The sequence below is a fragment of the Arthrobacter sp. 05T444 genome, assembly GCF_056395905.1.
The window spans coordinates 101,248-113,307 of sequence record NZ_JBFTKK010000009.1 but is presented as its reverse complement, the minus strand read 5'-3'; the positions used below and the strand labels follow the sequence as shown (position 1 = coordinate 113,307).

The window sequence follows — 12,060 nt, the reverse complement described above, 5'->3', positions numbered from 1 at the left end:
TATTGGAGTATTTGCCGCCTGCAGTCAACTGGGTCAGGCTTGGTGGACGTTGGCCTTGGCTTCTGCGTTCCGTGGTAGACCACTCATCATCGGCCGCTTACGTGGGATGGGATCGATCGCGCGTTAGCGGGTCGCTCCCCAGTGGCTCGTCGGCAAGGTCTTTGCCGGCCAGAGGATCGACCGCAATCTGTGTACTGGACCGCGCATCCTCGGCCAGTTGGGGTGAATTCAGTGGGCTGGGCATGTGGGTTACGGCCGGGTACTGGGCCACTCCGGAGAACCCGGCGGTGGTGGCGTCGGGACCCGGCAGATTCACAGCGGGTGGTGGTACAGCGATACCGGCTGCGGGAACGAAGCTTCCGGACGCGGCCTCGGCTCCAGGCAGGTCCACCGCGGGTGGCGGTATGGCGGTGCCGGCCGCGGGAACGAAGCTTCCGGGAGCCTCGGGTGCCCCGGCGCTTAGGCCACGCGCGAGCCTTCCCGCGACGACACCCGCACCGGCTGCCAGCAGGAGAAAAGTGCCTGGACGCTTACGGGCGAACGACTTTGCTTCATCGAGAACTGACCCCGGGTCCCTGCCGTCCAGCCAGGATGCTACTGCCGAGGAGCGTTCAGCGGCTTTCCTCACCAGATCAGAGGCAACCCCCGGCTGATCGGATGCCATCGCCATCGCCTGCAGCTCCTCCGAAAGGGTCCGAAGGCCTGATGCTGCTTTTTGCTGCTGGCTGACGGCCTGGCCGGTCAGCTCGGATTTGGCCTGGTGAAGCAAGTCCCGGGCGGTGGACTGTGCTTCGGCTGCGACATGGGCAGCCTCGGTCGTCGCCGACTCGGATACGGTCCGGGCAGAATCCGCAGCCATGCGGGCGACGCCCGCCGCCTCCTCCTTGGCTGTTTCCTTTTTCGAGGATGCCGTGCCCTGTTCGCCCCCACTGGACTGGTCGGCGAGGTGTTGCGGGGCCGCGTGCTGCGCGGCCGCGGTTTCAGGATCGCTCCCATCCTGAGGCCATTGGCTTTCTGTCATCATCGCTCTCTTTCAAAGAAGGTGGGCTGCTGATCACAACCGGCTTTGTTGGCGGTAAAATAGTAAGCATGATTACTATTAGATAGTAAGTACCCCGATTGCCGCTAGTTCAATCGGCCGCGAGTTGAGGCCTGCAAGACGGCCTTCGACACAGTGGCTGGCCCGTGCTGGAAATGGAAAGAGGTGGATCCACGGTGGATGCCTGGATTTGGATCGTTGTTGGAATCGTCGTCGTTGCCCTGATCGTTTTGCTCCTCATGACGAGCCGCAAGCGCAAGGAGGCCTTTAGGCAAAAGCGCGATGAAACCAACCGTCAGCACGCTGCGGAAATCCGCAGGGAGGGGGAGAATGCCGAACTTGAGGCCCGTGAAAATGAGGCCCACGCGCTCCGTGCCAAGTCGGACGCAGAGAAGGCGCAGGTCGAGGCTGCCCGGCTCCGCCAGGAGGCCGAGAAGCGGCAGTCCGAGGCGCAGGGCCTTCGAAGCGATTCGGAGAAGCACCTGACCAAGGCTGACGCGCTGGACCCGGACGTGGACGATGAAGGTCGCCGCCGTTCCGGGGCCGTTGTTGACCCCGATCAGCGGACTGATGCCGGCCGTGACATGAGGGCTGACCGTGACATGGGGGCTGACCGTGACCGTGATCCCCGCGCCGACGCAGACGCCGGACGAGATCCGCGGACCGACGCAGAGGCAAACCCGGCCGATCCGCGCCGGAACACTCCGCGGGAGTGACGGACCGCACGCAATACAGTCCGGCTAGTCCCGTCCCCGCCGCCCCCGGCCGAGCAATGCCCGCGCGGCGGTCGGCAGCGCGCGACGCGGTTTGAGTGGCGGGGACGGAACGACGCCGGCACCCTTAGTCATGCCCTATATAACTTCCTTGATGGCCTCCAGTGATGACGACCGGGGCTCCCATCCCAGTTAGCTGCGGGCTCGCGCGGTGTCCGTGAGTTGGCTGTGCCCGTGACGTCGGTCCGGTGGAGCAGCGCGAGGTCGCGGTTGGGCTGGATCTGCCAGGCCAAATGCACCACGGCGTCCGCAAAGCCATTGTGTAATAAGCACACTTATGATTTCCTTCTTCTAAGTCTTGCCGAAGGCTTTCTCGAGATCCAGGTCGAAGGAATCCCCGACAATGCCAGAGAATCCTCCCCTCACCACTGTGGACATGTCAGCGGTGTCCAGCGGTGACTTCCAGATCGAAGGAACTCGTCACGGGTCTGCCGGGCACGCCTGCAAGGGGCCGGCCCCTCAGGCAGGCCGCCTCCACGATGCCTTCCGGAACCATCTGGTGCTGAACTACCTGGACCTGGCCGAGTCCCTTGCTTCGCGCTATGCCACCCGGGGCAGGGACCGCGCAGACCTGGTTCAGGTGGCGTACCTGGGACTGGTCAAGGCCGCCAGGGGGTTCGATGAGAACAAGGGCGAAAGCTTTCCCGCCTATGCCGCCCCCACCATTAGCGGGGAGCTCAAGCGCTTTCTGAGGGACCGCTGCTGGACCGTGCGGCCCCCACGCCGGGTGCAGGACGTCCGGACGCAATTGCTGCGCACGGCTCCAGACCTGACCCAATCCCTGGGCCATATTCCCACCGTTCACGAGCTGGCAGGTGAACTGGGCGTTTCGGCTGAGGACGTCAGGGAAGCCCAGGCCGCGGCGAGCAGCATGCATCCCGATTCACTCGACACCGCGGATCCGTGGGGCGGGCCGCCCATGGCGGAAATGCTGATCGCAGAAGACACGCCCATTGAGCATTTGGAAGAATTGGTCTGCCTGAGTGATGCGATCCAGGAGCTGGACCCTGACGACCGGGAAATGCTCTACCGGCGTTACTTCCTCGAAGAGACACAATCGGAACTGGGCAGGCGGTTCGGGATCTCCCAGATGCAGGTGTCGCGGCGCCTGTCCCGCATTCTTGTGCGCCTGCAGCGCCGGCTGCTGGCCGAAGAGGATCAGGAGAGCAGCAGCCCCCGAACGGCCCCGAGCACGTCCTCCGCTGAAACAGCGAGGAGAGCCGGGTCCGGCGTCGCCGCGAACGTGTCCCCCCGGCGGGCTTGAGCATCCGTAAGCACAACGTGCGGTCCCGGCGGCGGTCCCCACACTTCCACCGGTGCGGGTCCGAACAGCACAACCGAGGGCCGCGAATAAGCTGAGGCAAGATGTGCCGCTCCGGTATCGGCCGAGACCACGAGTCCAGCCGCCGCAATGGCTGCCACGAACTCGGACAGCCCCAGCGTACCGGCCAGGACGTGGTTCTCTCCGAGCCCGGACAAACGCGCAACATCCAAGGCCCGGGACCGCTCGGCCGAGCTGCCCGTGAACACTATCGCGTGCCCGTCGGCCGCCAGCTTCCGGGCCACCTCGGCGAACCTCTCCACGGGCCAGAGACGGCTGCCGTATGCCGCGCCCACGTGCAGCACCGTGGCGCCCGGGCAGGGACTGGGGACCGCCGGCTGAAGCAGCCGGTAGTCAGCGGGGTCTGCCTCGATGCCGTGCCACCGCACCAGGCGGGTCCACCGTTCACGTTCATGGATGTCCTCGATCCAGTGCGGTCCGGGCCTAGAGGGGGCGCGGTGGCCAAGAATGGTTCCGGGCCTCATTTCAGCCAGCCGGTCGTCGCTTTCCGGGCCGCTGCCGTGGAAGTTCACCGCAACGTCCACCCGGCCGGTTTCCAACGGAATGGGAACATCCAAGCCATGCGTGGGGAGCAGTTCGTACCCGCCGACCAGGTCCACGGCTTCGGCCAGCCAGCCCTGGGCCGCGTAGAGCAGACGGTGGTCCGGGAAGGCGCGGCGCAGCGCACGGAGCGCCGGCACAGCTACCAGCAGATCGCCCAGTTTCAGCGCCCGCAGGACCAGCAGGACCGGCTGTCCAGGATTGGCGTGCATTGCTTCCACTGCTGGCCTCCTCGGCTGAAGGCCGCCCGGGCCGGCCGCCTGACGAGGAGTCTAGTCCGAAGAAGTGGACTGCCGGTTGTTTAGGTCTCCCCGGGAGGGGAACGGAGGGGGTATGGCGAGCAACGTTTCCCCGCTCAAGGCTGTGCTGTTCGACAGGGACGGCACACTCGTTGTGGACGTGCCCTACAACGGCGATCCGGCCGAGGTCAGGCCGTTTCCCGGTGCGCGGCGGGTCCTGGACGAACTGCGCAGCCGCGGCCTGGCAACGGGGGTCCTGAGCAACCAGTCGGGCATCGCACGTGGCATCCTGACCCGGGGGCAGGTGGAGAGCGTCAACGCAAGGGTGGAGGACCTTCTGGGGCCCTTTGATGTGTGGGAAGTCTGCCCGCACGCTGATGAGGACGGTTGCCGCTGCCGCAAGCCGGCCCCGGGCATGATCCACAGTGCGTGCAGCCGGCTCGGCATCGATGCATCGGAAGTGGCGTTCATCGGCGACATCGGCAGCGACGTCGAGGCAGCACGGGCCGCCGGAGCGAGGGGCGTGCTTGTTCCCACGCCGCTGACACTGAACGAGGAGGTTGCTGCGGCCCTTGAGGTCGCAGCGGATCTCGAGCAGGCTGTCGCCCTGCTGCTTTTGGGACCGGCATGAGCAGGGTTCTGGTGGCCCGGCTGGACAGCGCGGGCGATGTTCTGCTGGCTGGCCCCGCCGTCAGGGCCGTGGCAAACGGCAGGAGAGCCGACGGCGGCAGCCGCAACGACGTAGTCGTGCTCTGCGGGCCGCAGGGACGGCCCGCAGCCGCGCTGCTGCCTGATGTTGCGGACGTCTTCACGTGGGACAGCCCATGGATCACCAATCCCGCCCCGACCGTGACCGGTCCACACACGGACACGCTGGTGAACTTTGTCCGCAATTCCCGGATCACCGAGGCTGTCATCCTCACGTCGTTTCACCAGTCCCCGCTCCCGCTGGCGCTGCTCCTGCGGCTTGCGGGGGTGGGACGCATCACCGGGGCCTCGACGGACTACGCCGGATCGCTCCTGGATGTCCGGCTGAAGCCGGGTGAGGACTTTCCCGAGGACCAGCCGGAAGCTGTGCGTGCGCTGGGCATCGCCCGGGCGGCAGGTTTCCAGCTCACGGCAGGCGACGACGGAAAACTCATGGTCAAGGAGCCGCCGGACGTCCGGAACCTCGTGGGGGAGGGCCCGTACGTGGTGGTGCATCCTGGCGCAGCAGTCCCGGCGCGGGCGTGGCCTCCGCTGCACCATGCCGCCGCCGTGGAACTGCTGGTGGGTGCCGGCCACCGGGTGGTGGTGACCGGGGGACACGGAGAGCGGGAGCTCACGGCAACGGTGGCCGGCCCCTCCGGCCTTGACCTGGGCGGGGAGACGGATCTGGACACTCTCGCGGGCGTACTGGCGAACGCGGCGGCGGTGGTCACTGGCAACACCGGTCCCGCCCACCTGGCGGCCGCCGTCGGGACACCTGTGGTGAGCCTGTTCTCACCTGTGGTGCCAGCGGTCCGTTGGGCGCCGTACGGCGTTCCGCTGGAACTGCTCGGCGATCAAAATGCGCCATGCCGGCTGAGCCGCGCAAGAATCTGCCCGGTACCGGGGCACCCGTGCCTGGGTTCGGTGTCGCCGGAACAGGTGGTGGAGGCGGTTGAACGGCTGATGCGCGGTGTCTCCTCCCTCAGTACCCGGAGAAAGGTCCGTAGCCAATGAGAATTCTCCTCTGGCATGTTCATGGCTCCTGGACGGATGCCTTCGTCCGTGGACGGCACGACTACCTCCTGCCGGTTCTGCCCGACGGCGGCCCCTGGGGTCTGGGCCGCGCTGGCCGGGACTGGCCGGCATCAGTCCGGGAGGTCTCCCTGGCGGGGCTCGACGCGGACGGTCTTGACGCCGTCGTCCTCCAGCGTCCCGAGGAAGCCGCCGAGGTGGCCCGCGTGCTGGGACGGCGCCCCGGCGTCGGGCTGCCCGCCGTCTACGTTGAGCACAACACGCCCAAGGGCGATGTCCCCTTTACGCTGCATCCCCTCGCCGGCCAGCGTGAGATTCCCGTGGTCCACGTGACCCATTTCAACGAGCTCTTCTGGGACAGCGGCAGGGCGCCGACCATGGTCATCGAACATGGCATCCCCGATCCCGGCTACCTCTACACCGGCGAAGTTCCGGAACTGGGCGTCGTAGTGAACGAGCCGGTCCGGCGGGGGCGCGTGACGGGAACGGACCTGCTGCCCGGCTTCGCCGCGGCCGCCCCGCTCCGGGTCTTCGGGATGGGCGGCGACGGCCTTCACGCCAGCACCGGCATCCCGCCCTCGAGGCTCAGGATCCGCGGCGATCTGAAAACCGCTGAACTCCACGGGGAGCTGGCCCGCTGCCGGGCCTACGTGCACCCGCTCCGGTGGACGTCGCTGGGACTTGCGCTGCTGGAAGCGATGCACCTCGGTATGCCGGTCCTGGCCCTGGCCACCACCGAGGCGGCGCGGGCCGTTCCGCCCGAGGCTGGGGGCATCTCAACCAACGTTCAGGAGCTTTGCCGGTGCGCCGAACTGCTCATCAACGATCCCGAAGAGGCGCGCAGGCGGGGCAAGGCAGCGCGGGAGGCCGCCTTGGAACGCTACGGTCTTGACCGTTTCCTGGCGGACTGGGACAAGGTGTTGGCCGAACTCAGGACCTGAGCTTTAACCCCGGCGCGAGAAAGGACTACCCATTGAAGATCTCAATGATTTCGGAACACGCGAGTCCCTTGGCGGCGCTTGGCGGAGTGGACGCGGGAGGCCAAAACGTCCACGTGGCTGCGCTTTCCATCGCCCTGGCCCGGCGCGGCCACCGGGTAACGGTTTACACGAGGCGCGATTCGCCGGATTTGCCCGCAACGGTCCGGGTGCAGCCCAGGCTTGAGGTGGTCCACGTGGACGCCGGTCCCGCCACCCATGTGCCCAAGGACGAACTGCTGCCTTTCATGGGCGCGCTCGCCGACGGTGTGGTCCTTCACTGGGGCGGCGAGCCGCCGGACGTGGTCCACGGCCACTTCTGGATGTCCGGGATCGCCGCGCTGGACGCCGCGCGCCGCGGGCCGGCCGGTTTCCGGGTCCCCGTGGTGCAGACGTTCCATGCCCTCGGGACAGTCAAACGCCGGTATCAGGGCGCGGATGACACGAGCCCGGCGGAGCGCAGTTTCCTCGAGCCGTCCGTGGGGCGGTCGGCGGACCGCATCATTGCCACCTGCTCCGACGAGGTTTTCGAACTGAAGTCGATGGGGATCGCTACCGGCAAGGTCTCGATTGCGCCGTGCGGGGTGGACCTGGAGCTGTTCTCCAGCGAAGGTCCGGCCGATGCCCGGACCCGCGCCCACCGCATTCTGTCGGTGGGCCGGCTCGTCCCGCGGAAAGGGGTGGACCTGGTGATCCGCTCCCTGCCGTACCTTCGGGAAGCCGGCTTCGACGACGTCGAGCTCCTCATCGTCGGGGGCGGCGCAGGGGCGGACGGCCAGGATCCCGAGGCACGCCGCCTGCTCGACCTTGCCCGGGACCTGGGTGTGGCGGACCAGGTGGAGCTCCGCGGCCAGGTGCCGCGGGAAGCCATGCCGGGGATCTTCCGGAGCGCGGATGCCGTAGCCTGCACGCCCTGGTACGAGCCCTTCGGCATTGTCCCGCTGGAAGCCATGGCCTGCGGAATCCCGGTGGTGGCGGCAGCTGTGGGCGGCCTGACGGACAGCGTGGTGGACCACGCAACTGGCCTGCACGTGCCGCCGAAGGACCCGGAGGCCATTGCCGGGGCCGTGGCAGCCCTACTGTCCAGCCCCGCGCTCCGCAGGAAACTGGGACAGAACGGCGAACGTCGGGCCAAGGCGCGCTACTCCTGGAGCCGGGTCGCGGCGGAAACTGAAACGGCGTACCAGCTGGCCATAGCCGGAACCGCGCAGTCCAGCAGCCTGGAACCGATGGAAGGAGCGGCACTGTGACAACGGAATGGTCCCTGCAGGAAGCTGAGCTTCCGTCCCTGCCACCGGTGGATTCCGGGCCTGCGGGTTTCCCGCACACAGGGAAGAGACTGGATCCGGACATCACCGTCCCAGCGGCCTCCCGGGAGGCTGTCAGAATCCATCTGGAAAGTGTCCTGCCGGCGCTGCGGTCGCTTGAAAGCCAGGCCGACCGGCTGGCGGCCTGGGGTGTTGAGCTGGCCCAGCGGCTGCTCAGCGGGCAGCGGCTGCTCGCGGCCGGGAACGGCGGCTCGGCTGCCGAGGCCCAGCATCTGACAGCCGAACTGGTGGGCAGGTTCGACGGCGAACGGGTGCCCTTCTCGGCGATCTCGCTGCACGCCGAAAGTTCTGCCGTGACGGCCATCGCAAACGACTATGGCTACGCAGAACTTTTTGCCCGCCAGGTGCGGGCGCACGGGCGGTCCGGGGATGTCCTCATGCTGCTGTCCACGAGCGGCAAGAGCCCCAACCTGCTTCGCGCCGCCGAGGCGGCTGCCCGGCTCAACGTGACCACCTGGGCGCTTACCGGGCCGGCGCCAAATCCGCTGGCCGCCTGCTGCGACGACGCTGTGGCCATCGACGCCGTATCAGCCAACGCGCAGGAGGGGCATCTGATTGCGCTGCATGCCATGTGCCGGGCGTTCGAGGCCGAGGTCACCCGGAAGAGCCGCGGCGTCCCCGGTCTGGAGGCTGACCGCGGATGAGGATCACAGTGGTAGGCGACGTTTTGCTGGACGTGGACCTGGACGGCGAGGCGACCCGGCTGTGCCCGGACGCGCCGGTGCCGGTGGTGGACATCGCTGAAGTCCGGCGGCGGGCGGGCGGCGCCGGGCTCGTGGCCCGAATGCTCGCCCATGACGGGCACCGCGTCACCCTGGTGACCGTGCTTTCCGACGACGGCGCGTCCCTGGAGCTGGAAGGCGCGCTCGCCGGTGTACGGGTGGTGGCCGGACCCTCGGGTGCCCGGACGCCGGTGAAAACGCGGGTACGGGCCGGCCGCCACCCTGTGGTCCGCGTGGACGAGGACTGCGGTCGCCCGGCCGTTCCGGGGGCGACGGCGGGCATGCTGACGGCCATTGAACAGGCGGAAGTCATTATCGTTGCGGACTACGGCCGCGGCCTGGCCGCGAATCCGGAAATCCGGTCCCTCCTCGCGGCCCTGGCAGTCAGCGTTCCGATCGTGTGGGACCCGCACCCCTTGGGTGCGGTGCCGGTGCCGGGTGTGGCGGTGGCTACGCCGAACCTGGCCGAGGCGGCCAAGGCAACCGGCAGTGCGGCGGCCACGCCTGCGGAAATTGCCGAAGCGGGGGGTGTCCTGCTGGACCGCTGGCAGGTCAAGGCCGTGCTCGTCACCATGGGGGAGCGGGGCGGACTGCTGGTGGAAACGCGGAATCGCTCGCCGCGGATCGTCCCGGCGCCGCCGACCGACGTCAGCGATCCCTGCGGTGCCGGTGACAGGCTTGCTGCCAGCCTGGCGGTGCACTTGGCAGAAGGCCGCGGCCTCGACGACGCCGTTGAACTTGCCATCCACGAGGCCGCACATTTCCTGGGTGCAGGGGGAGTCGCCTCCCTTCCGGACCGCCACCGGCCGGTCTGGCGGCACCGACGGGACGGGGATGCCCATGCCCTGGCCCGGAGGGTGCGCGCGAAAGGGGGAACCGTGGTGGCGACCGGAGGCTGCTTCGACCTGCTGCACGCCGGCCACGTCCGAACCCTGGCGGCGGCGCGGGATCTGGGTGACTGCCTGATTGTGTGCCTGAACTCGGACGAGTCCGTCCGCAGAATCAAGGGTGAGCAGCGGCCCATCGTGAGCCAGGAAGACAGGGCCGAGCTTCTCCTTGCCCTCGAATGCGTGGACGCCGTGATGGTCTTCGAAGAGGACACCCCGCAGGCGTGCCTGGATCTCCTGCGCCCGGCCATCTGGGTGAAGGGAGGGGACTACCAGGCATCGCAGCTGCCCGAAGCGGGTCTCGTCGAAAGCTGGGGCGGGCGGTGCGTGACGGTGCCGTTCCATCAGGCCCGGTCCACGTCTGTCCTGGCGGACGCGCTGGCCAAGGTCAGCTGAGGAACACGACAAACGTGAAACAGTCCCGAACGAAAGGAACACCATGAATGAATCGACTTTTCGGCCCGGCCGCGTCCTGGTGACAGGCGGGGCCTCCGGCCTGGGGGCCGCCGTCGTAGATGCAGTGTTGCGGGCGGGCGGGACTCCGGTGGTGCTGGACCGGGATATCCGGAACGTCTCGGCGGCGAAGGCCTTCGAAGTTGACGTCTCGGACCGTGCGGCGGTGAGCGAGGCTGTTCGCCAGGCGGCAGAAACGCTGGACGGCCTGGACGCAGTGGTCACAGCAGCCGGGATTGACCGCTGCGGAAAGCTCGAGGATGTGGACGCGGATGAATGGGAACGTGTCATCGGCGTCAACCTTCTGGGGACGGTGTCGGTGGTCCGGGCGGCTCTGCCGTATCTGAAGCGTTCCCGTGGCAGGGTGGTGACCATCGCCTCCACGCTGGGCAAGCGGGCGCTCCCTGAGGCCACGGCCTATTGCGCCTCCAAGTTCGCGGTGGTGGGCTTCAGCCACTCCCTTGCTGCCGAAACGGGTGGCGAGATCGGGGTGACCACCATGATCCCGGGCGGCATGAAGACACGCTTTTTCGACGACCGTGCGGAGCAGTACAAGCCGCAGGACGATTCCCGCCTCAACGATCCCGCCAACGTTGCCCAGGCCATCCTGTTCGTGCTGTCACAGCCCGCGGGCTGCGAGATCCGCGAGATGCTCATCTGCCACGAGGAGGAAGGTTCATGGCCGTGAGCTGGCGGACGTCCTCATAGACCGCGTCGGGGGCGACCGCCTCCACGGTGGATTCGTCGTGGCGGCACCGCGGCGCCGTCCAGCCCACCTGGGTGATGTCGATTCCACAGACCGGGCAGTGCGTCGCCCAGCCGAGATGGATCCGGTGCAGGGTCCGTCCCAGCGGTGCCGCGTTGATGGCATTGCCGGCCCAGAAGATGCCCACGGTGGGGGTGCCGAGTGCCTGGGCCAGGTGGCGCGGTCCGCTGTCATTTGCCACCACGGCGCAGCAGGCAGCGAGCAGCGCCGCGAGCTCGCCCAGTCCGAGCTGGCCCGCCAAGGAAGCCACCTGCGGTGCCCTGTTGCTGGCCCCTTTGGAGTCCGCCTTGGCGTGGCCGACGGCGGCTTCCACCACTGTTTCCGCCAGTTCCTTTTCGGTGTGGTCGCCGACCACCACGACCCGGAAGCCGTCGTCGGCCGCTTTTCTGGCCACAGCGGCGAAGCGGTCCGCCGGCCAGCGGCGCCGCGGATCAGTGGCGCCCGGATGGATCACCACAGTGCCCCGCGCCTCAGCGGACGGGAACAGCGCGTCCAGTCTCGGGGCCAGCTGCTGTGCGAACTCCGGCAAGGCACGGACGCGCGCCTCCAGCCCAGGGGGCGGGGCCCCGGCGAACCCGGCCACTTCCAGCGCCCGCTGCGGCTCGTGCTGGTAGTACACGTACGGCACGGTTCGCTCCAGCCGGGCCGCGTCAGGGGTCCTGGTGCCCACGGTGTGGCGTGCCCCGAGGCGGAGCAGGAACGGATTTGAGTAGCGCCCTCCGCCGTGAAGCTGGACGGCGAGGTCGAATTTCCTGGCGCGCATTTCGCCGAAGAACCGGTCCAGCTCGCCATGATCCTCGGCTCCCGGCCGGACGCCCTCGGCGAACGGCAGAATCAGCGTTTCGTCCAGGGGCCCTTCAATCTGGGACAGCAGCTCTGCGTGGATGGGGGTGCCCAGCAGGGTGACGGAGGCCTCCGGATAGGCGGCCTTCAGCGCCGAGACGGCCGGCAGGGCGTAGATCAGGTCGCCCAGGCCGCCACCGCGCAGCACGGCGATCCGCGATACGTCGCTGAATCTCTCCAGGACCGGGCCCACCCCATAGCCGGTGGCGCGTGCACCGCCGAAGTCGGGGTTGAGGTGTTCCATGGCGTCAGCCCCTTCGGCTACGGACGGATCAGGTCAGGTGTGCGGATTCCCGTGGGGCCACCATAAGTCCCCGCCAGCGCCGGCCGCCAGCGCCGAAAACTCCTGACGGCACAGGCGTGTAAACCGACAAGGGCGGGGTACGGATGAGGTCAGGAGACGGCGGGATCACGAGTCGGGCGATCACC

At 68.0% G+C, this 12,060-nt stretch carries 12 protein-coding genes; 9 read left to right on the top strand and 3 right to left on the bottom strand.

The window, feature by feature from the left end; all coding sequences use genetic code 11:
• Positions 1–97: 97 nt before the first annotated feature.
• Positions 98–1,021: a hypothetical protein gene (locus AC1DD3_RS10985; RefSeq protein ID WP_230119559.1), complete on the bottom strand. Its 924-nt coding sequence runs from the start codon at positions 1,019–1,021 to the stop codon at positions 98–100.
• Positions 1,022–1,215: 194 nt separating this feature from the next.
• Here AC1DD3_RS10985 and AC1DD3_RS10980 point away from each other — a divergent pair, with 194 nt between their 5' ends.
• Both AC1DD3_RS10980 and AC1DD3_RS10975 read left to right on the top strand, forming a co-directional pair.
• A complete protein-coding gene (locus AC1DD3_RS10980; RefSeq protein ID WP_230119560.1) occupies positions 1,216–1,755 on the top strand; it encodes an MSCRAMM family adhesin SdrC in 540 nt (179 codons plus the stop codon).
• Between the two features lie 400 nt (positions 1,756–2,155).
• The gene (locus AC1DD3_RS10975) at positions 2,156–3,076 is read left to right on the top strand and encodes a sigma-70 family RNA polymerase sigma factor (RefSeq protein WP_476881642.1); all 921 of its coding nucleotides are present in this window, start codon (positions 2,156–2,158) and stop codon (positions 3,074–3,076) included.
• Here the strand turns inward: AC1DD3_RS10975 and AC1DD3_RS10970 are convergent.
• Positions 2,971–3,906, bottom strand: coding sequence for a glycosyltransferase family 9 protein (locus tag AC1DD3_RS10970; RefSeq protein ID WP_476881667.1), 936 nt, complete (start codon positions 3,904–3,906; stop codon positions 2,971–2,973). The two genes, AC1DD3_RS10975 and AC1DD3_RS10970, sit on opposite strands and share 106 nt — an antisense overlap.
• Positions 3,907–4,027: 121 nt before the next feature.
• Between AC1DD3_RS10970 and AC1DD3_RS10965 the strand changes: the two genes are divergently transcribed.
• The 7 genes from AC1DD3_RS10965 to AC1DD3_RS10935 all read left to right on the top strand — a co-directional run bounded on the left by AC1DD3_RS10965 (position 4,028) and on the right by AC1DD3_RS10935 (position 10,710).
• Entirely contained in the window at positions 4,028–4,564 is a 537-nt protein-coding gene (locus tag AC1DD3_RS10965; protein WP_230119562.1) for a D-glycero-alpha-D-manno-heptose-1,7-bisphosphate 7-phosphatase, read from the top strand.
• The gene (locus AC1DD3_RS10960) at positions 4,561–5,637 is read left to right on the top strand and encodes a glycosyltransferase family 9 protein (protein WP_476881641.1); all 1,077 of its coding nucleotides are present in this window, start codon (positions 4,561–4,563) and stop codon (positions 5,635–5,637) included. The genes AC1DD3_RS10965 and AC1DD3_RS10960 overlap by 4 nt, the downstream gene beginning before the upstream one ends.
• Entirely contained in the window at positions 5,634–6,596 is a 963-nt protein-coding gene (locus AC1DD3_RS10955) for a glycosyltransferase (protein ID WP_476881640.1), read from the top strand. The genes AC1DD3_RS10960 and AC1DD3_RS10955 overlap by 4 nt, the downstream gene beginning before the upstream one ends.
• 32 nt (positions 6,597–6,628) lie before the next feature.
• Positions 6,629–7,882: a glycosyltransferase gene (locus AC1DD3_RS10950; protein WP_230119565.1), complete on the top strand. Its 1,254-nt coding sequence runs from the start codon at positions 6,629–6,631 to the stop codon at positions 7,880–7,882.
• Between the two features lie 89 nt (positions 7,883–7,971).
• Positions 7,972–8,604 carry a D-sedoheptulose-7-phosphate isomerase gene (locus AC1DD3_RS10945; RefSeq protein WP_476876482.1) on the top strand — a complete coding sequence of 211 codons (633 nt, stop codon included), beginning with the start codon at positions 7,972–7,974 and terminating at the stop codon, positions 8,602–8,604.
• Positions 8,601–9,965, top strand: coding sequence for a D-glycero-beta-D-manno-heptose 1-phosphate adenylyltransferase (rfaE2, locus tag AC1DD3_RS10940; protein WP_476881639.1), 1,365 nt, complete (start codon positions 8,601–8,603; stop codon positions 9,963–9,965). The genes AC1DD3_RS10945 and rfaE2 overlap by 4 nt, the downstream gene beginning before the upstream one ends.
• A gap of 43 nt (positions 9,966–10,008) precedes the next feature.
• Positions 10,009–10,710, top strand: a complete 702-nt coding sequence (locus AC1DD3_RS10935) for an SDR family oxidoreductase (protein ID WP_230119568.1) — start codon at positions 10,009–10,011, stop codon at positions 10,708–10,710.
• Here the strand turns inward: AC1DD3_RS10935 and AC1DD3_RS10930 are convergent.
• Entirely contained in the window at positions 10,676–11,875 is a 1,200-nt protein-coding gene (locus AC1DD3_RS10930; RefSeq protein WP_230119569.1) for a glycosyltransferase family 9 protein, read from the bottom strand. The genes AC1DD3_RS10935 and AC1DD3_RS10930 overlap by 35 nt on opposite strands.
• Positions 11,876–12,060 lie beyond the last annotated feature (185 nt).

Bases quoted from the DNA above. Each gene is read 5' to 3' on its own strand.
- AC1DD3_RS10985 (WP_230119559.1), bottom strand. From the start codon at position 1,021: ATGACAGAAAGCCAATGGCCTCAGGATGGGAGCGATCCTGAAACCGCG.
- AC1DD3_RS10975 (WP_476881642.1), top strand. From the start codon at position 2,156: ATGCCAGAGAATCCTCCCCTCACCACTGTGGACATGTCAGCGGTGTCC.
- AC1DD3_RS10970 (WP_476881667.1), bottom strand. From the start codon at position 3,906: ATGCACGCCAATCCTGGACAGCCGGTCCTGCTGGTCCTGCGGGCGCTG.
- AC1DD3_RS10965 (WP_230119562.1), top strand. From the start codon at position 4,028: ATGGCGAGCAACGTTTCCCCGCTCAAGGCTGTGCTGTTCGACAGGGAC.
- AC1DD3_RS10960 (WP_476881641.1), top strand. From the start codon at position 4,561: ATGAGCAGGGTTCTGGTGGCCCGGCTGGACAGCGCGGGCGATGTTCTG.
- AC1DD3_RS10955 (WP_476881640.1), top strand. From the start codon at position 5,634: ATGAGAATTCTCCTCTGGCATGTTCATGGCTCCTGGACGGATGCCTTC.
- rfaE2 (WP_476881639.1), top strand. From the start codon at position 8,601: ATGAGGATCACAGTGGTAGGCGACGTTTTGCTGGACGTGGACCTGGAC.
- AC1DD3_RS10935 (WP_230119568.1), top strand. From the start codon at position 10,009: ATGAATGAATCGACTTTTCGGCCCGGCCGCGTCCTGGTGACAGGCGGG.
- AC1DD3_RS10930 (WP_230119569.1), bottom strand. From the start codon at position 11,875: ATGGAACACCTCAACCCCGACTTCGGCGGTGCACGCGCCACCGGCTAT.